The sequence below is a fragment of the Gloeocapsa sp. DLM2.Bin57 genome (genome assembly GCA_007693955.1).
Classification (GTDB): domain Bacteria; phylum Cyanobacteriota; class Cyanobacteriia; order Cyanobacteriales; family Gloeocapsaceae; genus Gloeocapsa.
Genome location: RECR01000079.1, coordinates 1 through 20,829, shown reverse-complemented (window position 1 = coordinate 20,829; position 20,829 = coordinate 1). Strand labels below are relative to the sequence as shown.

Sequence of the window (20,829 nt, the reverse complement as noted above, 5' to 3'; positions counted from 1 at the left end):
ACAAGATTAATTAACTATGGTTAAAAGATTGTTTAGAATCTCTCACACACATCAACTACCTTACAATGAACGCACAGCAACCTTGGTCCTTACCTCCCGAAAAACCCAAGCAAAAAAGACGTAGAAGCTATGATCAACAAAGTCAAGCGCAAAAAGCTTTAGCTAAAGAAGTCAGCGCTAAATTATTTGTTAATACTATTTTAACCTTAATAACTACTGCTAGTTTAGTCAGATTAGTTCCTTATTATTTATCCCAACAAGCTAAATTACAAGAAGTAAAAGCAGAGATTCAAGACACCCAAACCAGAGTAAATCAACTAAACCAAGAATTTAGCTATTACTTTGATGCTCAACAATCTCAATCTTTAATTAAGAGATATACTGTCAAAGTAGATCCTAGTGAACTGCGTCTTTTCTTAATCAGGGAAGATGCTAATTTAAACGACGAAGCCAAGTAAATAAATGCTTTAAAAATCTTTGTATCAATAAATTTTGAGAATATTTTTCTTTAGTCAAACTAAGTGCAACCTTACTATTAACCTCTGCTAAAGTAGGGTAAATATGAATACCACTCAAAGCCGAGATTTTTAAACCATTAGACATAGCTAAAACGATTTCGGCGATTAATTCTCCAGCTTGAGGACCTACTAAATGTGCTCCGAGAATTTCGCCATTATTCCTAGTAATAATCTTAACAAATCCCGAGGTATTCCCTTCGGTTTGAGCGCGATCGACTTCTGCAAATGAATGTTTTAAGATATAGACATCATTACCATAGAGTTGACGCGCTTCTTGTTCACCTAAACCAACCCTAGCTACTTCAGGATCAGTGAAAGTCGCCCAAGGTATAACTCGATAGTTTATTTTACTCAAGGGTAAAAACAGAGCATTTTTAATCACCACAGTAGCTTCTAAAGCAGCTACATGAGTAAAACGATAACCTCCAATCACATCACCACAAGCGTAAATTTTCCGGTTAGTGGTTTGTAATTTCCGATTAACTTTAATCCCATCTTGGTTAAATTCTACTCCCGCGCTAGGTAAATCTAGGGATTCTAGGTTAGGGAGACGTCCTGTAGCCACCAGAATAGCATCTACAGTAATAGTAGTAGAATCAGTAACTAACTCTTTTTGTCCATTAACCAGATTAACCCGTTTAACCCGAGTTTCTTTAAGGATAGTTATACCCTCTTGGCGTAATTGTTCTTCAACAACTCTAGCTACTTCGGGTTCTTCTTTACTTAAAAGTTGTGCATCAGACTGAATAATAGTAACTTTAATCCCGAGACGATGCAAAGCTTGTCCTAATTCACAACCAATTGGACCTCCCCCAATAATCCCTAAAGAAGAAGGAGGGTTAGTGAGTGAGAAAACCTCCTCATTAGTCAGATAACCCGCCTCTACCAGTCCAGGAATGGGGGGAATAGCGGGACGTGAACCAGTAGCTATGACGAAAGCTCTAGCGGTGAGTTGACGCTGATTAACAACAAAGGTTTGAGAGTTAATAAATTTCCCCGAACCAAAGATCACCTCTACTCCGAGATTTTCAAATCTAGTGGGGGAGTCTTGGGGTTCAATAGTTGAGATAACTTCTTGAACGTAATTAATAACCTCAGTAAAATTAATCTCAGGGTTAGGGTTGTTAATACCAAAACGATGACTCTGATTAACTGTATAAGCGACACGGGAAGCGTGGATTAGGGATTTACTAGGTACACATCCATACCAGAGACAATCTCCCCCTAAGCGGTTTTTTTCCACTAAAGCGACTTTAGCTTTGAGTTGACTCGCAGCACTCGCGACTACTAGTCCTCCCGATCCTCCGCCAATAACTACTAGGTCATAATCAACCATTGGAAGCTCATTTTAACTGTTGCTGCTCCTGATTATAACCAAGATAAGGTACATTTAACTAAAGCTTGATTATCTTCTTTAAGCTAGATGACAGAAAAACTCAAAAAAAAGCAATCTAATTATCTTCTACTGATTCCTTATATAAGTCCTCAATTAGGTACTTTATTCAAGGGGTTTGCTTGTACTATTATATTTACCCTAGGTTGGCCAGCTTTAGCTTGGTTAGTGGGAGATATCAGTAAACATATTGGTAATAAAGATATCCAAGGGATGATGCAAGTCGCCGGAATTGGGGCCTTAATTCTGTTTATTCGAGCTTTGGTACAATATGGTCAAGATGTATTTATGGCTCAAGTTGCTCTCCAAACCGTTAGGGATCTTCGCGTTAATGTTTATCGTCACTTACATAGTTTGAGTCTAGATTATTTTGCTGCGAGTAAAACGGGAGATTTATCCTATCGACTTACTGAAGACGTCGATCGCATTGGGGAGGTGATTAACCAACTTTTCCACAGATTTATCCCTTCTGTTTTACAAATAATCGCTGTCTTGACTTATATGTTTTACCTGAATTGGAACTTAACTCTAGCGGTTTTAGTTGTAGCCCCTTTAATGGCTTTATTGGTTACTGTTTTTGGGGCAAAGTTATTAAAATTTGCGCGACGTAGTCAGGGAAGTACTTCTAATTTATCTTCATTACTAACAGAAGTTTTTAGTGGTATGCGATTAATTCAGGCTTTTAACGCTCATGAGTACGAAATAGGACGTTTTGAGCGTGAAGCTGAAGAAAATCGTCAGATTAGTATGTTAAGGGAAAAATTTAAGGCTTTTCAGTTGGTGCTAGTAGGTTTTTTAGAGGGAATGAGTGTAATCCTTTTATTCTTCCTAGCAACTCTACTGATAGCCAATACTGATTTTACAGTAATTGATTTTATTGTATATGTAACCGCTGTGTTTATGCTAATTGACCCCATTACGATTACTACCAATAATTATAATGATTTTAAACAGGGTGAGGCTTCTGTAGATCGCATTTTTGAATTGTTCGCGATTCAACCCCAAGTCTTTGATCAACCAGAAGCAATTACCCTACCTCCTATCAAAGGTCGGGTAAAATATCATAACCTCAGTTTTGCTTATGATTCTCATCAAAGGGTTTTAAATAATCTCAATTTTAGCGTTGAACCAGGAGAAATGATCGCTTTAGTGGGCTCTTCTGGTGCGGGTAAAACGACTATTATTAATATGCTCTTGCGTTTCTATAACCCTAGTGATGGTGAAATTTTAGTTGATAATATTGACATTTCCCAGGTTACCCTAGAAAGCTTACGCAGTCAAATAGGAGTCGTACCTCAAGAAACGATTCTTTTTTCAGGTACGATCGCTGATAATATTGCTTTTGGTTATAGTAAATTCGATTTAGCTGATGTAGAATATGCTGCTAAAATCGCTAATGCTCATGGATTTATTTCCGAATTTCCTCAGAATTATTATACTTATGTTGGGGAAAGAGGGGTTAATCTTTCTGGTGGACAACGTCAAAGATTGGCGATCGCCCGTGCTATTTTCCGTAATCCACGTATTTTAATCTTAGATGAGGCTACTTCTTCTCTAGATTCTGAGTCTGAAACCTTGGTACAAGAAGCTTTAGAGCGCATTATGGATAATCGGACTGTTTTTGTCATTGCTCACCGTTTAGCCACTGTTAGACGCGCTAACCGCATCTTAGTCTTAGAAAAAGGGCGTATAATTGAAGAAGGTACTCATCAACAATTATTAGCCCAACAAGGACGTTATGCTAGTTTCCATGCTCAACAGTTTTCTCGCTGATTTAAGCAGGAAACCAGTTTAACTCCTGTTTATACTTAGATAATTCTCGCAAGTACTCGGCTAAGTGTTTACCATTAAGAGGATTAAGTAGATAATTAGCCAATTCTTGTTCATAATTAGCAGAACTTACCCCATTTCCTGCTTGTTTACTCAGAGCAACAATAGGTACTTTCACTAAAGCAGGTATTTGGCGGATTTTTTTTGCCCATTTTTTCGCTAAGTCAGAAGGTATTTGACTGTGAATTAAGATTAAATCTAGGGGATTTTCCCATAATTTAGGAGTTAACGCTTCTGGTGTAGAAATACAGCTTAAAAAGACTCGATTGACAGTACATAGTTTTTGTAATTGTAATAATTCTGTCAAAGGTTGAGCTATCGCAATTACCCTCACTAAATATTCGTCATCGATATGATTACTACTATTACACAAATCACAATGAGGAATATCATAAGCTGAAGCTACAGGAATAGGAATAGGCAGATTACAGCGGGCACATTCTCCTATAAAAAAAGAACCATCTAAAAAGTCTTTAAAACGATATCTATCTCCTTGTAGATATAATTCTAAATAATCTTTTCTTTGACGCAGTTGTTGCCAAAATGCTATAAAATCTTGATGATAACCGCGATATTGATAAACCAACCCTTTAAAATAAAGTGGTCCAGAAACAGGACTAATAATTGTTTTACCTCTACTAATAAAATAAGCCATATAAGCCTGTAGTTGATCAAATGTCTTCAGGTTTTCCCATGGACTAGATTTGACAGGTTCAATTATGAGTTTTTCTCGGTTATTATACTCACTAAAAATTAGACTATTTTTACTTTGTTTTTGTCTATTATTTAAGGCGTTTTGAGCATCTTGTAGTAAAGTATCTGCTTGAGTATCACTCTGAGGAATTGTACTAGCTATCCCTAAACTAATGGTTAGATATTCTTTTTGACCAAGTTTAATTTGTAAAGCTTGTACTTGTTGACGCATTTTTTCGGCTAGTTTAACAGCTTTTACACCATCAAGACTAGGAAGAATAATGATAAATTCTTCGGCTTCATTTTTAACTATTAAATTTGGTTGCTCTTGACAAGTGCTAGTAATAACCCTAGCAATTTGTTTAAAACAAATTTTCTCATCTTGTTCTCCCCAAATATGTTGATATTTTTCCCAACCATCTATTTTACCGATAATTATCGATAAAGGTTGCTTTAATTGAGTCATTTCTTGCCATTTTTGCTGCAAATAACCTTCTAGTTGACAAGCACTTTTTAAACCTGTTAGTTGCTCTACACAGGTACTGTTTTCTAGCTTTTGATAGTCTGTTTTTAACTTATAAAAACTCTCTACTTGCTCAATATTGACGCCAATTTGTTTAGCGATAATAGAAAGGAGTTTTATTTCTGAGTCTTCCCATTGATGAGATTTAGCGCAGTGATTAACTAATAATAATCCCCAAAGTTTGGGCATAACGTGATGATCATCGGGTAAAATGATTGGAGCTACTAGTTTAGCTTTAACTTCAAAGAAAGACTCTAATAAATTTTCAATATGACTATTAATTTGGAGTTTTCCTTGCGTAAATTCGTTTAATTCTTGTTTAGTGAAAAAATGTCCCATCATCCAATCTTTCATGCTAGGATAATCAGGGTTGAGAGCTTCTTCTAAAACTTTTAATTCACCTGTCTTGGTGTATTTCCATAACATCACTCGATCAGCGTTAAGAGCTTCTTTGATGTCTGTCACCGTTTTTTTCCAGGTTTTACCTAGCAGTTGCCATGCTGAATCATCAGTAACTTGTGCTATAATATCTGGGGTATGGTTATGATCGCCAATTTCGTGACAAATACCATAGGGAATCTCTAAATGGCAATGACGACAATACCAAGATAGATTCCCGTCTATAATCTGACACAGAAGGGGTGAAGCGCAAAAAGGACATAGATGTTGACTAGACATAAAGATTAGCAACAACCTATAGTTGTTTATTAATTTTGTTTTATTAAACCAGTTAACCTTATTATCTAGGAAATCTAGGAAATATTACTGATAAATAGAAAATCTTATTATTAGTCAATAAAATTTTAAAAAAGTTAATAGTATTTTTAGGGCAATACTTTTAGTTGTATTTAGCTTACAAAAATAGCTTTTGACAATAAGGCTAGAATGTAGGTGAGACAAGGTAGATAAGGGGTAAAAGTAGATAAGGGAGAATATGAGACAATTTAATAAATTTTCAGGAATAATCATAGCCCTAATCATTATTTTATTATGGTCAGGTTCTCTATTATTATTTCTTCGGGGTAATCTTTCTCGATTTAATCTACTACAAATTGTGATAGGGATTTGGTGGCAAACTTTTTTATATACTGGTTTATTTATTAATGGTCATGAAGCTATTCACGGTTTAGTTTATCCTAGTAATCTTAAGTTAAATAATTTTATTGGTTCATTATCTGTTTCATTATATGCTTGTTTTGCCTATGATCAACTCAGGGAAAAGCATTGGTTACATCATCATTATCCAGCTTCTGAACTAGATCCTGATTTTCACGATGGCAAAAATAGCCAATTTTGGGCTTGGTATTGGCACTTTTTTAAAGGTTATTGGAGTTGGTGGAGAATAGGGTTATTAATAAGTATTTTTAGCTTAATAAGTTATCTAGTCAAAATTGCCCTTCTTCAACTAGTCTTATTTATTTTCTTACCATCTTTATTGAGTTCATTACAATTATTTTATTTTGGTACTTTTTTACCGCATCGTCATCATCAAGTTACAAGCACTTACCTACCAATGTTCTGGTCATTAATTACTTGTTACCATTTTGGTTACCATCAAGAACATCATGATCACCCCGAGATACCCTGGTGGAAATTACCAGATCTAATTAGTAATACTTGATAGTAGTGGTAAAATGATTCTCAGAAAAAAGTAATCTTAGCTGAAAATGACTAAATCAATCGTTGAACTTTTAGAAGAACTTCCTCAAGATAATCTAACTACCAAAGTCTTAAAAGCACTTGATTTTATTGTACCTGGTCAATGGGAAAATATTACTAATTTTGACCAAATGATTCAGTCTGAACTCAAAATTGAGAAACCCCAAAAAATCGCCAGGATTCGTCAAACAGCTATAGAATTGTACGAAGATAAAAAAAATGGCTATCAAACGGCGATTTGGTTATATCAAACCATCGATAAAACCGATAGAGTGATCGCTGCTGCTGCTTTAGCTGATAAAATTGGGGATACCTTTAGTTTTATTCCCTTTATAAGTAAACTCACTCCCGCTTCTGATACAGTGCAAAGCGTCGATTTAAAAATGAAGCTAGCTACAGAATTGATCGCTTACATGAAAATGAACGGAATTACCCTAAATCCTCTCAAATTTGGTCAAACTGTGGTAGAAAATTACCGTAATGAAGCCTTAATGCGTATGGTAGCTTTAGTCAGTATTGACGCTGTTTTACCTCTAGGTCCTGATTTCTTAAGAAAAATTAAAGCTAAAACCGATGCAGAAGAAAAATCGGTACTTGACAATAACCCTGCTAAAGGAGTAATTAAAGACTTAGTACCGGATCAAGATCCCCAGAATTTTATCGATCGCACTTTTGATAGTGTAGGTACATGGATGGATGGCTTAACTCAAAAATTTGGTTTAGATAAACAAATGCTCGGGAATAAATTCAGCAGTTTTGTCGAATTAAGCGATGATAAGTTAGACTATCTAGCTGCTTTTCTTGATGCTAGTACTAATATTATGGAACATACCGGAACTCAGACAGTAGCTCGCCATGTCATTCGACGTGCGTACAATCAATACCTCCAAGAGATAGCTAAATAATAGGGAACAGAGGAGGGAGTGTGGTTCGTGTGGGGAGAGGGAGGAGACGGGGAGACTTCGGAGTATAATATATAGGAATAATAACACCATTCAACCGTTCTACCTAATACCGAACCCCTAAACCGTTCCTCCTTTCCTCTTAACATGTGTGTGTGTTAAATTTTAAGTAAAATTAAGCCCTTAAGCAGCTTAAAATAAGAGAGGGAGAATAGTAGAGAGAGTGAACACAGAGAATGAACAAAACCATTATTGTGATTAATGCAGAAATCCAGGAAGAAGGCAAAATAGTACCTATTTCACCTGCAACAGAAACAATGGTTAGTTCTCTGAAAAAAGCGATTAACAGTAGTAAGATTAACACAGAAATTTGTATCATGGCAGCTGCTAGCTTATGGTCAGAATCTCTACCTCCTCAACCAGAAGAGACTATTTATTGTCCTTTAACTATAGAGTTACCAGAATCATTTGTCTTTCCCGCTCAAAGAATATATCAACGTTGTAAAAATGTAGTCGGTTTACGTCAGTGGGTAGCAACAGAATTAGGGTATAGAATCATCACAGAGAAATCGGGATATTCAGACTTTTGGTTACCTGTGATTGTCACCAGCAAAGGATTTATCTATGGAGAAGTTATCGGTGAAGGTGTTATCCCCTATTCCTGTGAACAACCCGTTGACTTACCCGATCAATTACGTCAACCTTTATATCAATTAGCTTACCAGCTTTTAAGTAATTTAGATGCTCCTAGTGCGGTGTATTTGTTACAATTTAGTCTCCAAGACGGAGAGATTATCTTTAATCGACTTTGGCCCTTTCCTGCAGCCCCTGCTTTAGCGAGTTTACGAGTACAAGAACCAGATTTATATACCTGTCATTGGTATTGTTTGACTAATCAACCTATTCCCGAAATAATCGTTAAATTGTTACAATAAAGACGAAATTATTGGGAAAAAAGGAAACAGCACAGATGCAAATTCAGACAACAACAACGCCTCAACTTGATTGGACTGGAGATGCTTTAGCCATAGGATTATGGGAAAATCAAACAGAATTGACTACAGAATTAGCTCAATTAGATAGTAAATTAGCAGGAGGAATTCAAGAGTTAATCGCTGAGACAGAGTTTACAGGAAAGAGTAATACTACAGCGGTGACTCGTATGGTCCCTAAAAGTCCGATTCGTAAACTGATTTTAGTAGGTCTTGGGGAAAAAGATAAAGCAACATTAGATACTCTCAGAAGAGCCACAGCAGCGATCGCCCGTGTAGCTAAAGCAGAGAAAATCAAAAAACTTGGGATTAGTTTACCATTCGTTAAAGATAACCCTTCTCAAACCGCCCAAGTAATCACAGAGGGCATAATTTTAACTCTACATCAAGATGATCGCTTCAAATCAGAGCAAAAAGCCGCAGAAGATCTCAAACTAACCGAAGTTGACTTATTGGGATTAGGAGAACAACCAGAAGCGATCGCCACAGCCCAACAGATTTGCGCAGGGGTGATTTTAGCCCGAGAATTGGTAGCAGCGCCAGCTAATATAGTTAATCCTTTAACCATGGCTGAAAAAGCCACAACAATAGCTCAAGAATACGGTTTAGAGTTAAAAATCTTAGAACAATCCGAATGTGAAGAATTGGGTATGGGTAGTTTTCTAGGGGTAGCCAAAGCTTCAGATTTACCCCCTAAATTTATTCACCTTACCTATAAACCTCAAGGTACTCCTAAACGGAAATTAGCGATTATTGGTAAAGGTTTAACCTTTGATTCAGGTGGTTTAAATATCAAGGGTGTAGGTAGTGGTATCGAGACGATGAAGATGGATATGGGGGGTTCAGGTGCTACTCTAGGAGCAGCTTTGGCGATTGGAGCACTTAAACCCGATGTAGAGGTACATTTTATTACAGCTGTAACAGAAAATATGATTAGTGGTAAAGCCATGCACCCAGGAGATATTCTTACCGCTTCTAATGGTAAAACTATCGAGGTGAATAATACCGACGCCGAAGGGCGTTTAACCTTAGCAGATGCCTTGGTATATACAGAAAAATTGGGGGTAGATGCGATCGTTGATTTAGCTACCCTCACAGGTGCTTGTGTAGTTGCTTTAGGAGATCATATCTCAGGATTATGGAGTACTGCTCCTGAAATTACTCAAGAAATCCTGACAGCAGCAGATTTAGCAGGGGAAAAATTCTGGGAAATGCCTTTAGAAGATGCTTATTTTGATGGCTTAAAATCTCCTCTAGCGGATCTGAAAAATACAGGACCTCGTGCAGGTGGAGCAATTACCGCAGCTTTATTTCTCAAACAATTTGTTAAGGAAACTCCCTGGGTTCATCTCGATATTGCAGGTCCTGTTTGGGCTGATAAGGATAATGGAGTAGATAATGCAGGGGCAACGGGTTTTCCTGTGCGTACCCTAGTTAATTGGGTTTGTGGTAGTTAAGTTCTGAAATTCCTCTAGGGATAACAGTTTAATGCGGGGATGATTAGCTATTGACGATCGCATCGCGGGGGTATTGTACCCCCAAGTAGCTAAAAATAAACCTACTCCCTCTAAGTTAGGCTGTTGTTCTACTAATTCTAGGGCTTTGAGTCTATCTTCGACAAACCAAAGCTGACTAGGTTGACAGTTATGTTTAGCTAACAACTGGGTTAGGGTTTGGTATTTAGGTTGTTTGATTTCTTTACCAATAATTGACTCAGGAGGTAGTTGTACTCCTACTTGCTCTAGTAAGGCTTTAATGAAGCGTCCTTCTTTGGTGCTAACGATATAGACCTCTATATCTCTTTCCTGGAGTAGAGATTTGACCTTATGGATTACTCCAGGATAAAATCGCTGTAAAGCTAACCAACTGTCTAAATCTGACGCAATTAGGCGATCGCGTACTTGATCTAAAGCCGTGGCGATCGCCCCTTTATCTAGATTTTCTTGAGTGACTATTGCTTTACTTACTGCTGACCAATTTTCTACTAGACTTGCTTCGGATATACCCAAAGTCAGAGCGCGTAGTAACAGCGGCATTTCCCAGCCCGTCTCAATAACAGGGCGTAAACGCCTAAAAGCTGGTTCAAGTTGAGAGTTAATTTCCAAACTATCCCAAATCTTTTGATAGGCTAGCCTACTACTATAAAAATATTCAGCTATCCCATCACAGAGGACTCCATCAAAGTCTAAAGCAAGTATTAACATATTAATTAGTCAATTCGGTATTAAACTCATTAAATGAGCGACGCTTTAATTGTACCGATTCGGAGCGAGGTAGTAAATCAAATACTTTCCTAAGCACATCATCTACCTCTTCATAGGGTATTTGTCCTTGGGCGTTGAAGACTACTTTACCTTGTTGATCAAGTATTACTGTTTGAGGGACTCCTCCTTGATAATAATAGCCTGGTTCAGAGGGACTATAGTTAGCTTTTAGGGGTAGGGCATCTACGGTTACAGGAATGATGCTAGCTGCTCTACCATAAAATTCTTGTATTCTTGAGACTACTATAGAATATTGTTTGCAATCGCTACTATCATCTACGTAGAATACTAGCACTGCGGGCATTTCCCTTTCTAGAGTTTGAGCTAAAGTCAAGCGAGGAGGTACTAAAGAACCATTACCCGCGTAGAGAATATAGATATTCCCATCATAGTTATCATCATTGATACCTGCAGATACAGGTGATTGTATCAAACAAAAACAACAGAGGATGACAATTAAAAACTTGATTAAATTCATTTGCTAATCGAGAACCTTCACATCTAATCTTCTCACAAACCAGCCTTAAAAAAATAACCCCTAACTTAGGGGCTATTAATTTAACTATTTAAAGTGTTTTTACAGAGCGTTACCACGAGGTAGAACTTCTTCAGGGAAGACAAATTGTTCGTGGGGTTGGTCAAATGGAGCCATCCAAGCTCTTAGACCTTCGTTTAGTAAGATGTTTTTGGTATAAAAGGTTTCAAACTCGGGATCTTCTGCTGCTCTGATTTCTTGGGATACGAAGTCATAGGCTCTTAGGTTTAATCCTAATCCTACTACTCCTACCGCACTCATCCATAATCCAGTTACTGGGACAAACAACATGAAGAAGTGTAACCAGCGTTTGTTAGAGAAAGCGATACCAAAGATTTGAGACCAGAAGCGGTTCGCAGTTACCATGGAGTAGGTTTCTTCTGCTTGAGTAGGGCTGAAAGCGCGGAAGGTATCAGCTTGATCGCTATCTTCAAACAAGGTGTTTTCTACTGTTGCTCCATGAATGGCGCAGAGTAATGCTCCACCGAGGATACCTGCTACTCCCATCATGTGGAAGGGATTTAAGGTCCAGTTGTGGAAACCTTGGAAGAAGAGGATAAAGCGGAAGATTCCTGCTACTCCGAAGCTAGGCGCAAAAAACCAGCTAGATTGTCCTAGAGGGTACATTAAGAAGACGCTGACGAATACGGCGATAGGTCCGCTGAAGGCGATCGCGTTGTAGGGACGAATACCTACTAGACGAGCGATTTCAAACTGACGTAACATGAAGCCGATTAGTCCAAATGCGCCGTGAAGGGCGACAAAGGGCCATAATCCTCCTAATTGACACCAACGGGTGAAGTTCCAGTTAGCTTCAGGTCCCCAAAGGAACAATAAAGAATGTCCCATGCTGTCTGCGGGAGTCGATACCGCTACGGTTAAGAAGTTACAACCTTCGAGGTAGGAGCTTGCTAAACCGTGGGTGTACCATGATGTCACAAATGTTGTTCCGGTTAACCAACCACCTAGAGCCATATAAGCACAGGGGAAGAGTAATATTCCCGACCAACCGATAAATACGAAGCGATCGCGTTTTAGCCAGTCATCGACTGAGTCAAACCAGCCTCTCTCTTGAGATACACGTCCAACTGCTATAGTCATAAAGTGTTTTCCTTGTTTTATTTTTGGACAAATAGGATAGCAATAACTCTCACAAAGCTTCTATTTTTGATTAGAATAGATCACAATTGTGAGAATTGTTTACTTTTCTTAACTTATCTTATCTTAGACCAAATTTTAAGAATTGTCAAAATTTTCACCAAATAAAGCTAAAATTTCTCTGTTGAGTTACTTTAAACTATGTTAACAATCGATGTAATGCTCAAAAATAGCCCCCTACCTCTTTCTGTGCAAAAAAAAGAAGCAGAAGTAGCCCAATCTCTTTACCAACAATTGCTAGAAGCGATGAAAAGTTCTGAGGTTACGGTAATTGAACTTAATTGTGAGAAAGAACCTAATAAAACCATCGCTATATTAAGCGATCAAATTAGTGCGGTAATTATGTCAGAAAAATCAGGATCAGCTAACGCTAGTAGAGGGGCTGGTTTCTTCGCTACCGTAACAGAATAATGAAAAATCCGGGTATAACAGTTAAGAATCTCAGCTTCAGTTGGTATCAGGGAGCAAAGGTGTTAGACTCTTGTTCTTTACAAGTTCCTCAAGGTGAGTTTTGGATGCTGTTGGGTAATAATGGTAGTGGCAAATCAACTTTATTACGTCTGTTGGGTGGGCTTTTAACACCTGATCACGGAGAGTTGGCTACTATTAAACCCCTCGGTTTTGTCTTTCAAAACCCCGATCATCAGTTGGTTATGCCTACTGTAGCTGCTGATATCGCTTTTGGGTTAGTAGAGGAGAATTTATCTATCTCTCAAACCCAAGCTAGGGTAAGGGAGGCTCTCACTGCAGTTAATCTGTTACACTTAGAAACTCGCCCTATCTACGCTCTCAGTGGAGGGCAAAAACAACGTATCGCTATTGCAGGGGCGATCGCTCGTCATTGTCAAGTTTTACTGTTAGATGAGCCTACCGCTTTATTAGATGGGGATACACAGTTAGAATTAGTCGCCGGAGTGCGTAATTTAGTTAAAACTCATGGTCTGACTGCTCTTTGGGTGACTCATCGTCTCGAAGAATTAGATTATTGTGACGGAGCTTTTTTACTAGCAGATGGTCGTGTGATCGCTCAAGGCGATCCTCAACCCCTCAAACAGCGCATGATCCAAATTACGGCTCTAGAATCCTAAAATTTTTGTTAAGATTGCAGAATCAGAGTTTTAAATAACTATTATATAATCTGCAAATACTATGAATTACTCAACTAGACAACCGTTGCTCTTAGTTGACGGTTACAACATCATTGGTGCTTGGCAAAATCTCCAGAGAACACGCGATCGCGATGGTTTAGAATCAGCTCGTCAAGATTTAATTGGCATCATCATTGACTATAGCGTTTACCAGGGTTTGAAAACTGAGATTATCTTTGATTCTCATTTACAGAGAACACCTAAACAAAAAGAACAACATGGAGCAAATGTATCGGTTTATTATACTGCTTTTGCTCAAACAGCAGACACCTATATAGAGAGGATTTGTGCAGCTTTTAGCCGTGCTCATCTTCCTACCATTCCTCGTCTGATTGTAGCTACATCAGATCGAGCCCAGAGACTAACTGCGGTTGGTTATGGTGCTGAATGGTTTTCCGCAGAAAAATTTAAACTAGAAGTAGAAGCTACTGCTTCTCAAGTAAAAAGAAAAAATCGCCCTAGGAATAACCCCAAAGGGCGTTTTTTAGTTAACAGTCTTGATCCGAAAACTCAAGCTTTACTCTCTCAATGGAGACACGGAAAATAATCAAAAAAATTTTTAGCAAAACTCTTGACATCTTTTTTAAAATAGCCTATATTAATAAAGGTGTGCAAGACAAGCCCCCATCGTCTAGAGGACTAGGACACCTCCCTTTCACGGAGGCGACAGGGATTCGAATTCCCTTGGGGGTATTAATTATATCAAAAAACTCATAGGAAGTGCAGGAAGAGGATTTCGAAGCGATACGCCACATGGTGCGCCAGATTTCTAAATCTTATATAGCACTGATTTAGGTTTAGGAAAAATGATTATGTTAGTCATCGAAGATCTGTATCAGAGGCCCTCTCGGCATTTACCTTACATATAGCGCTACGCACTCTTGCATTCATGCACTCATGCAGAGGAAGGCAAAAGGCAAGAGGCATTCATAAAGTATGATATATAGGAATAACAGCACCTAAAACCGTTCCACCGTTCCACCTAATATAGGTTTCAGGACTTGAAAATGTCAAACACTCCGGATGCGTACTGCTAGATCATAACTGGTATGGTTATCATTTTTTTGTAATGCAAAAGCATTGACAAACCTTTAATAAGCGTGTTTAGATATTGATGACTATCTTTGTTGAACATCTAAATGAGTGATTTACCTCTTCTAATTCATATTGGTTATCCTAAAACCGCTTCAAGTTGGCTACAAGCTGATATTTTTAATAATCAAAATACTGGTTTTTGCGTTCCCTGGTTAAATCAAGAAGGACTCTGTAACAAAGCTACTGATTTATTCATTAATTGTGATGTTTTTTCCCAAACAGCTGCTGCTGATTTTTTCCTACCTCCTTTGACAACAATAGATGAACAACTTATACCCGTTCTTTCTAACGAGTTTTTAAGTGGTTGTTTTTTCTTCACTCCTCCTAATTATACTCCTTCTTTACCTAGGGAAATACCAGAAAGATTACACTGTGTGTTTCCTAATGCCAAAGTACTAATTATGATTAGAGAACAAAAGTCTATGTTAGTTTCAGCTTATAGACAAATGTTAATTATGGGACATAGTTTAACTATCGAAGAGTTTATTAACACTGGGGATAAAAATATCACTAAACATCCTACTGTAGGTAATTTAGAAAACCTTAAATTTGACGAATTAATCGAGAAATATCAACAGGTTTTTACTCCAGAAAATGTTCTGGTTTTACCTCTAGAAATACTGATTAAAGATAAAAGCATTTTCTTTAAAAATATCTATAATTTTTTAAAAATATCTGAACGAGAAATTAATAATGAAGAAACTAAAAACGTTGGTTTAAAGGGAGGTAAGTTAACTATCTTAAGAATACTTAATTCTCCTATATCTTTGCTGAGAAATAATTCTTATCTTAGTAGTTTAATCTTTAGAATAAATTATAAACTAGCCGAAGTTGCTGACCCATTTATCCCTAAAAAAATCCATGATTCAGTGGAAAAGAAAGTTAAAAACTATGTTAAAGAAACAGTAGGGACTTATTATCAAGAAAGTAATCAAAAAACTAGCCAAATCATTGGGATTGATTTAGCTAAATTAGGATATACTTGTTAATGAAAATCCTCTATGACCATACTATGTTCACTCTGCAAAGATTCGGGGGAATTTCTCGTATTTTTGTGGAGTTAATGCGAGAATTATCTCTATTTTCTGATTGTGAGATAAGTTGGTATCGGGGTTGGCATAAAGACGGTTATGATATTAGTGACTTTCAACAGCGATTGAGTCGTTATTGGTCTTTTGCGGGAGGAAATCAACCTAAACTTAATCAAATTGGTTGGCAACTATTTAACCTCACTAGTAAACAACAAGAATTATATCATCCTAGTTATTATGATACTAGTTTGTTAGAGGTAGTTAAGGCTCAAAAATTAGTCATTACTATTCATGACATGATTTTGGAAAAGTTCCTCTCAGATTTAACGAGATTTCAACCCCAAATAGCAGCTAAAAAAGAACTAGTAGCTAAAGCTGATTTAATCTTAGTTAACTCCCTCAATACCCAACAAGATTTAGAAGAAATCCTAGCAGTAGATAGAAAGAAAATTGTCTTGACTCCTTGGGCTACACGTATCGGAGAAATTATATCTAAACCCTTACCAGAATTAAATAAAGGTAAACCCTACTTCTTATACGTGGGGACGAGATCAAAGTATAAAAATTTTGAGATTTTAGTTAAAGCTTTTGCGCAAAATGATTATTTAAATAATAACTTTCGAGTAATTTGTTTTGGGGGAACAAGTGATTTTACCAGTACAGAAAAAACTCTTATAGCCGAACATAATTTACTAGATAATTTTAGCTATTTAGCTGGAGATGATACAGTCTTAAAAACATTATATCAACAAGCCGTAGCCTTAGTCTATACTAGTTCTTATGAAGGTTTTGGGTTACCATTATTAGAAGCGATGGAGTGTAATTGTCCTGTGATTTGTTCTCCTGTGTCTTCTCTTCCTGAAGTAGTAGGAGATAACGCTATCTTTTTTGAGACTAATTCTGTAGAAGGATTAGCTATAGCTTTAACTACAGTGGTAGAAGATAACACTCTGCGTCAAGAATTAATCCAAAATGGCAAAGAACGCGCTAAACTATTCTCTTGGCAAAAAACGGCTAAACTAACCTTAGAAGCATATCAACAGCTTTAGGGAGATAACTAAATCGTGTCACTATGGACTAAATTAAAATCTCTGATTCGTAAACCTGAACCTACTAAGGTAGTTAATTGGCCCGATTGGGAGGGAATATTAACAACTAATCCGACTCTCTGGGAAGAAGCTAAACAAAAAGCAACTACAGATGTGTTAATTGCTACTTCTGTGGGAGGACTTTTACCAATGTCTCTACCAGAAAGTCTCTTAGCAGTAGCATTGACTCTGCGAGGGGCTAAAGTACATATTTTATTATGCGATGAATTTTTACCCGCTTGTTTGAATCTACAAAAAATAGATATTCCTGAAACGGTTATCGAAAATTATCAGTTAAAGACGGTTAAATGTAAGGATTGTTATCAAGCGGGAAGAAAATTTTATGAACCTTTGGGGTTACAGATTCATCGCTATAGCGAGTTGGTAAGTGAAACAGAAAAGGAAAAAGCTAAAGCGATCGCCCAAACTATACCCCTAACAGAAATTCCCGCTTATTGCTTAAATAATTGGCAAATTGGGGAACACGCCTACGCTGGTGCATTACGCTATTTTGCTAGTGGTAATCTGGAAAATGAACCCCATAGCGAAGTAATAGTACGCCGTTATTTTGAAGGTGCTATATTAACAGCCCAGGCTACTAATAATCTCTTACAACAACATCAATTTGAGGTAGCTTGTTTTAATCATGGTATTTATCTACCCCATGGGATAATTGGTGAGGTTTGTCGTCAACCCCATGGAGATATTCAACCAGTCAGGGTAGTTAACTGGAATGTAGCTTATCGTAAAAAATGCTTTATCTTTAGTCATGGCGACACTTATCATCAGACGATGTTATCAGAACCAGTAGAAACTTGGTCAGACTTACCCTGGAATGAGACGATGGAAGCACAAATTATCGCTTATCTTCGTAGTCGTTGGTCCGGGAGTCGTGATTGGATTTGGTTTCACGAAAAACCCGACGCAGAGATAGAAAAAATAGCCCAAGAAATAGGTTTAGATTTAACAAAACCCATCATTGGCTTACTTACTAATGTTATGTGGGATGCACAATTACATTATCGGGCTAATGCTTTTCCCAATATGCTGAGTTGGGTATTAGCAACGATTAAATATTTTTCTCAACGTCAGGATTTACAATTATTAATTCGGATTCACCCGGCTGAAATTCGGGGTACTCTCCCTTCTCGACAACCTTTATTACCCGAAATTAACAAAGTTTGGTCTCAATTACCCCCTAATGTCTTTATTATCCCTCCAGAAAGTCCCGTTAGTACTTACGCGGCGATGTTGCAATGTGACTCGGTGATTATCTATGGAACTAAAACAGGAGTGGAGTTAACTAGCTTTGGGATACCTGTAATCGTCGGTGGGGAAGCTTGGATTAAAGGAAAGGGAATTACTCTTGATCCTCCTACTCCTGAAGCTTATTTTACTACTCTCGATACCTTACCCCTTAAGCAAAAATTAACCTCAGAAACTTTGATGAGGGCGCGCAAATACGCTTATCATTTCTTTTTTAGACGTATGATACCTATAAAATTAATGCAGCCTGTTCCTGGAAAACCACCCTATAGAATTAATGTGGCTAATCTAGATCAATTATTACCTAGTGTTGACCCAGGTTTAGATGTTATCTGTGAAGGAATTCTCACCGAGTCTCCCTTTATTTATCCTGCTGAAAAATTAGGAATAGATGATTAGGATGAATCTAGGGCTTTTGGGTAGCTTAAAATGGAGGATTAAACAGGTTTTTGCCCCTAAACCACCTGTATCACCCGAGGATTGGCAAAAATGCCGGGAAGTTTTCCAGCAACGTTCCCAACAACAACTTATTAAACCTGTCATGGAGAGACCAAGTCAAGCGGTGGTGTCTGTGGTGATTGGTAGTTATAATCGCCGTAATTTCCTAGAAAAAGCGATCGATAGTGTTCGTAATAATCAGATTAAAGTGCCCCATGAAATAATCGTCATTGATGGCGGATCTACTGATGGGGCTTTAGAATGGTTAATCCAACAAAAGGATATAATTACTATTGTACAGCACAATCGCGGTGAATTTCGCGGTCAACCTATCCAACGTCGTAGTTGGGGTTATTTTATGAATTTGGGCTTTAAAATTGCCCAAGGTAAGTATATCCTGATGATTAGCGATGATTGTCTCTTACTTCCTAATGCGGTTAATCTTGGCTTAGATAAGTTTGCAGAAATGGAAAAAGCTAACCGTCAAGTGGGTGGAGTCGCTTTTTATTTCCGTAATTGGCCCGATGAACAACAATACTATGTACAAACTTCTCTAGGAGGTAAATTAGCTATTAATCACGGAATGTACCTTAGAGAAGCTTTAGCAACAGTAGGTTGGGTAGAAGAAAATCAGTATATCTTTTATAAGGCAGATAGTGATTTGTGTCTGAAAATGTGGTTAGATGGTTATGAAATTGTAGATTGTCCCGGGGCTTTTGTTGAACATTATTATGACCCCTCTGAGGAAGTCAGACAAAGTAATAATGCTGTGTTAGACTACGATCGCGATGTCTATCTCAAACGTTGGCACAATATCTATTATCATCCCCATTGGCAAGAATTGCGCGACAAAATAACTCTAGATTATCAAGATAGCGATCGCACTGCGGAGAAAAATTGGTTATGAATAACATAGAATTATCAATAGTTTTAGGAACTTATAACCGATTAGATTTACTGCAAAAAGCTATAGATAGTATTCAAGCAGAAACCGCCACACCTTATCAAGTTTATATCACCGACGCAGGTTCAACAGATGGGACAATAGCCTATTTAGAAAGTATCGCTTCTGAAACAATTATCCCTATTTTTGTCGGTGAAAAACTCGGTCAAGCTAAAGCTTATAATGATGTTTTTGCTAAGATTAATACTCCCTATGTTTGTTGGTTAAGTGATGATAATGTTATCGTTAATCAGGGTTTAGATGTAGCGGTTGAGATTTTAAAAGATAATCCTAATCTAGGTATGGTAGCCTTAAAAACCCAAGATCAACAAGGTCCATTTGCAGATTGTCCCTATATTGGGGGTGTATCTAGTATAGGTATTTTAAATGTTAATCAGGGGATGTTGCCCACCAAAGTTTTAAAAGCGGTAGGAGGATTTTCTGAAGAATTTCGCGACTATGGAATAGATCCAGATTTAACCGCTAAAGTCCTCTTTCTAGGTTATGATTTAGCCTATACTAAAGCGATCGCTATTCATCACTATCGTAACTGGGGAGAAAGTAAAGATTCTCCTGAATATCAACAATTATTAGTTAAACAAGAAAAATATAAGCAACTTTATCAAGAAACTTATGCTAAATACTCTCAACCAAGTTTATTTTGGCAGGTCAAAAAATTACTCTGGTTGTTTATGCGTAGAGGGTTAGGAGTCCAAAAGCATTTTAACTCAGATCAGCCCCTATTTTTACAACTAATTACTAGAGATTGGCATAATATTATGACTAGTCGTTATATTAGTATTCTCGACCCTCTATATACCAAAGATAAACCTTATTACCTGGTACAACATTGTCCTAATATAGCGCTACGCACAGAGAAGAGAGAATAGAAGATTGAAAAATTAGGCATTCATGGAAGAGGTAAGAGGAGGGGTACTCATTTTAGTTTTATGCAACCTAAAAACATTCAGACGTATTACGTACTTTGTCTCCCTGTCTTAAAATTGACAAAAGCGATAGACAGGCAACTCTCCAGACAATTCTCTCTGTATCGGCTTTTAACATTGAAAATTTTGATTTTTGCCTCAAAGCCCTGAGATCCTACGAACAAGGGCAAGCTGATTTTTCTGACTATTTAATTCAAAAGATTGCTGCAAAAAATGGATATACAAAACTGCTAACCTTTGCTCAAAAAGCCCCTCGGGAAAAAGGGTTTCAAGGTGTTTTTTGACCGAAGTGATTATTGAGTAGATCGCAATCGCAGAACTCAAAGTAAAGGTTTAGCACCATATATACCTAAAAAACGGGCCAGGAGGGATTCGAACCCCCGACACCGTGGTCCGTAGCCACGTG

Annotated in this window: 20 protein-coding genes and 1 tRNA gene; 16 read left to right on the top strand and 5 right to left on the bottom strand. The window is 37.5% G+C overall.

The genetic code is table 11. The annotated features are described in order from the left end of the window. Nucleotides 1-65 precede the first annotated feature (65 nt). Nucleotides 66-458: a hypothetical protein gene (locus EA365_10315; GenBank protein ID TVQ44365.1), complete on the top strand. Its 393-nt coding sequence runs from the start codon at nucleotides 66-68 to the stop codon at nucleotides 456-458. Here EA365_10315 and EA365_10310 read toward each other — a convergent pair. Then, nucleotides 433-1,854: a pyridine nucleotide-disulfide oxidoreductase gene (locus EA365_10310; GenBank protein ID TVQ44364.1), complete on the bottom strand. Its 1,422-nt coding sequence runs from the start codon at nucleotides 1,852-1,854 to the stop codon at nucleotides 433-435. The genes EA365_10315 and EA365_10310 overlap by 26 nt on opposite strands. Before the next feature lie 87 nt (nucleotides 1,855-1,941). Here EA365_10310 and EA365_10305 point away from each other — a divergent pair, with 87 nt between their 5' ends. Beyond that, nucleotides 1,942-3,684 carry an ABC transporter ATP-binding protein gene (locus tag EA365_10305; protein TVQ44363.1) on the top strand — a complete coding sequence of 581 codons (1,743 nt, stop codon included), beginning with the start codon at nucleotides 1,942-1,944 and terminating at the stop codon, nucleotides 3,682-3,684. Nucleotide 3,685: 1 nt separating this feature from the next. Here EA365_10305 and EA365_10300 read toward each other — a convergent pair whose 3' ends face one another. Continuing rightward, nucleotides 3,686-5,635 carry a diguanylate cyclase gene (locus EA365_10300; GenBank protein TVQ44362.1) on the bottom strand — a complete coding sequence of 650 codons (1,950 nt, stop codon included), beginning with the start codon at nucleotides 5,633-5,635 and terminating at the stop codon, nucleotides 3,686-3,688. A gap of 256 nt (nucleotides 5,636-5,891) precedes the next feature. Between EA365_10300 and EA365_10295 the strand changes: the two genes are divergently transcribed. From EA365_10295 to EA365_10280, 4 genes are all read left to right on the top strand, one after another. Continuing rightward, nucleotides 5,892-6,578 carry a beta-carotene ketolase gene (locus EA365_10295; protein ID TVQ44361.1) on the top strand — a complete coding sequence of 229 codons (687 nt, stop codon included), beginning with the start codon at nucleotides 5,892-5,894 and terminating at the stop codon, nucleotides 6,576-6,578. 46 nt (nucleotides 6,579-6,624) lie between these two features. Further along, complete coding sequence (locus EA365_10290) at nucleotides 6,625-7,521, top strand: hypothetical protein (protein ID TVQ44360.1); 897 nt, start codon at nucleotides 6,625-6,627, stop codon at nucleotides 7,519-7,521. 233 nt (nucleotides 7,522-7,754) lie between these two features. Continuing rightward, the gene (locus tag EA365_10285; protein ID TVQ44359.1) at nucleotides 7,755-8,453 is read left to right on the top strand and encodes a hypothetical protein; all 699 of its coding nucleotides are present in this window, start codon (nucleotides 7,755-7,757) and stop codon (nucleotides 8,451-8,453) included. A gap of 35 nt (nucleotides 8,454-8,488) precedes the next feature. Further along, entirely contained in the window at nucleotides 8,489-9,967 is a 1,479-nt protein-coding gene (locus EA365_10280) for a leucyl aminopeptidase (protein ID TVQ44358.1), read from the top strand. Here the strand turns inward: EA365_10280 and EA365_10275 are convergent. The 3 genes from EA365_10275 to psbD all read right to left on the bottom strand — a co-directional run bounded on the left by EA365_10275 (nucleotide 9,941) and on the right by psbD (nucleotide 12,410). Continuing rightward, complete coding sequence (locus EA365_10275) at nucleotides 9,941-10,714, bottom strand: HAD family hydrolase (protein TVQ44357.1); 774 nt, start codon at nucleotides 10,712-10,714, stop codon at nucleotides 9,941-9,943. The genes EA365_10280 and EA365_10275 overlap by 27 nt on opposite strands. A gap of 1 nt (nucleotide 10,715) precedes the next feature. After that, nucleotides 10,716-11,252 carry a thioredoxin family protein gene (locus EA365_10270; GenBank protein ID TVQ44356.1) on the bottom strand — a complete coding sequence of 179 codons (537 nt, stop codon included), beginning with the start codon at nucleotides 11,250-11,252 and terminating at the stop codon, nucleotides 10,716-10,718. 99 nt (nucleotides 11,253-11,351) lie between these two features. Beyond that, on the bottom strand, nucleotides 11,352-12,410 hold the full coding sequence (psbD, locus tag EA365_10265; GenBank protein ID TVQ44355.1) for a photosystem II D2 protein (photosystem q(a) protein): 1,059 nt from the start codon (nucleotides 12,408-12,410) through the stop codon (nucleotides 11,352-11,354). 198 nt (nucleotides 12,411-12,608) lie between these two features. On the opposite strand from psbD, the gene EA365_10260 reads away from it, so the two are divergent. From EA365_10260 to EA365_10215, 10 genes are all read left to right on the top strand, one after another. Beyond that, nucleotides 12,609-12,878 (top strand): hypothetical protein, encoded by a 270-nt coding sequence (locus EA365_10260; GenBank protein TVQ44354.1) that lies wholly within the window; start codon nucleotides 12,609-12,611, stop codon nucleotides 12,876-12,878. Beyond that, nucleotides 12,878-13,555: an ATP-binding cassette domain-containing protein gene (locus tag EA365_10255; GenBank protein ID TVQ44353.1), complete on the top strand. Its 678-nt coding sequence runs from the start codon at nucleotides 12,878-12,880 to the stop codon at nucleotides 13,553-13,555. Before EA365_10260 ends, EA365_10255 begins: the two co-directional genes overlap by 1 nt. Before the next feature lie 61 nt (nucleotides 13,556-13,616). After that, entirely contained in the window at nucleotides 13,617-14,162 is a 546-nt protein-coding gene (locus tag EA365_10250) for an NYN domain-containing protein (protein TVQ44352.1), read from the top strand. A 73-nt stretch (nucleotides 14,163-14,235) separates the two neighbouring features. Then, nucleotides 14,236-14,308: transfer RNA gene (locus tag EA365_10245), tRNA-Glu, on the top strand. Nucleotides 14,309-14,754: 446 nt separating this feature from the next. Next, on the top strand, nucleotides 14,755-15,699 hold the full coding sequence (locus EA365_10240; protein TVQ44351.1) for a hypothetical protein: 945 nt from the start codon (nucleotides 14,755-14,757) through the stop codon (nucleotides 15,697-15,699). Next, nucleotides 15,699-16,790: a glycosyltransferase family 1 protein gene (locus EA365_10235; GenBank protein TVQ44350.1), complete on the top strand. Its 1,092-nt coding sequence runs from the start codon at nucleotides 15,699-15,701 to the stop codon at nucleotides 16,788-16,790. Before EA365_10240 ends, EA365_10235 begins: the two co-directional genes overlap by 1 nt. Before the next feature lie 15 nt (nucleotides 16,791-16,805). Beyond that, nucleotides 16,806-18,494, top strand: a complete 1,689-nt coding sequence (locus EA365_10230) for a capsule biosynthesis protein (GenBank protein TVQ44349.1) — start codon at nucleotides 16,806-16,808, stop codon at nucleotides 18,492-18,494. Between the two features lies 1 nt (nucleotide 18,495). Further along, the gene (locus tag EA365_10225; protein ID TVQ44348.1) at nucleotides 18,496-19,440 is read left to right on the top strand and encodes a glycosyltransferase; all 945 of its coding nucleotides are present in this window, start codon (nucleotides 18,496-18,498) and stop codon (nucleotides 19,438-19,440) included. Then, nucleotides 19,437-20,366, top strand: coding sequence for a glycosyltransferase (locus EA365_10220; GenBank protein TVQ44347.1), 930 nt, complete (start codon nucleotides 19,437-19,439; stop codon nucleotides 20,364-20,366). The genes EA365_10225 and EA365_10220 overlap by 4 nt, the downstream gene beginning before the upstream one ends. A 95-nt stretch (nucleotides 20,367-20,461) precedes the next feature. Continuing rightward, nucleotides 20,462-20,707 (top strand): hypothetical protein, encoded by a 246-nt coding sequence (locus EA365_10215; GenBank protein ID TVQ44346.1) that lies wholly within the window; start codon nucleotides 20,462-20,464, stop codon nucleotides 20,705-20,707. Nucleotides 20,708-20,829: the final 122 nt, after the last annotated feature.

Excerpts from the sequence above, each read along its gene's own strand:
- EA365_10280 (TVQ44358.1), top strand. The coding sequence starts at position 8,489 with ATGCAAATTCAGACAACAACAACGCCTCAACTTGATTGGACTGGAGAT.
- EA365_10290 (TVQ44360.1), top strand. The coding sequence starts at position 6,625 with ATGACTAAATCAATCGTTGAACTTTTAGAAGAACTTCCTCAAGATAAT.
- EA365_10220 (TVQ44347.1), top strand. The coding sequence starts at position 19,437 with ATGAATAACATAGAATTATCAATAGTTTTAGGAACTTATAACCGATTA.
- EA365_10250 (TVQ44352.1), top strand. The coding sequence starts at position 13,617 with ATGAATTACTCAACTAGACAACCGTTGCTCTTAGTTGACGGTTACAAC.
- EA365_10285 (TVQ44359.1), top strand. The coding sequence starts at position 7,755 with ATGAACAAAACCATTATTGTGATTAATGCAGAAATCCAGGAAGAAGGC.
- EA365_10270 (TVQ44356.1), bottom strand. The coding sequence starts at position 11,252 with ATGAATTTAATCAAGTTTTTAATTGTCATCCTCTGTTGTTTTTGTTTG.
- EA365_10295 (TVQ44361.1), top strand. The coding sequence starts at position 5,892 with ATGAGACAATTTAATAAATTTTCAGGAATAATCATAGCCCTAATCATT.
- EA365_10275 (TVQ44357.1), bottom strand. The coding sequence starts at position 10,714 with ATGTTAATACTTGCTTTAGACTTTGATGGAGTCCTCTGTGATGGGATA.
- EA365_10300 (TVQ44362.1), bottom strand. The coding sequence starts at position 5,635 with ATGTCTAGTCAACATCTATGTCCTTTTTGCGCTTCACCCCTTCTGTGT.
- EA365_10310 (TVQ44364.1), bottom strand. The coding sequence starts at position 1,854 with ATGGTTGATTATGACCTAGTAGTTATTGGCGGAGGATCGGGAGGACTA.
- EA365_10260 (TVQ44354.1), top strand. The coding sequence starts at position 12,609 with ATGTTAACAATCGATGTAATGCTCAAAAATAGCCCCCTACCTCTTTCT.
- EA365_10235 (TVQ44350.1), top strand. The coding sequence starts at position 15,699 with ATGAAAATCCTCTATGACCATACTATGTTCACTCTGCAAAGATTCGGG.
- EA365_10240 (TVQ44351.1), top strand. The coding sequence starts at position 14,755 with ATGAGTGATTTACCTCTTCTAATTCATATTGGTTATCCTAAAACCGCT.
- EA365_10315 (TVQ44365.1), top strand. The coding sequence starts at position 66 with ATGAACGCACAGCAACCTTGGTCCTTACCTCCCGAAAAACCCAAGCAA.
- EA365_10305 (TVQ44363.1), top strand. The coding sequence starts at position 1,942 with ATGACAGAAAAACTCAAAAAAAAGCAATCTAATTATCTTCTACTGATT.
- EA365_10255 (TVQ44353.1), top strand. The coding sequence starts at position 12,878 with ATGAAAAATCCGGGTATAACAGTTAAGAATCTCAGCTTCAGTTGGTAT.
- psbD (TVQ44355.1), bottom strand. The coding sequence starts at position 12,410 with ATGACTATAGCAGTTGGACGTGTATCTCAAGAGAGAGGCTGGTTTGAC.
- EA365_10225 (TVQ44348.1), top strand. The coding sequence starts at position 18,496 with ATGAATCTAGGGCTTTTGGGTAGCTTAAAATGGAGGATTAAACAGGTT.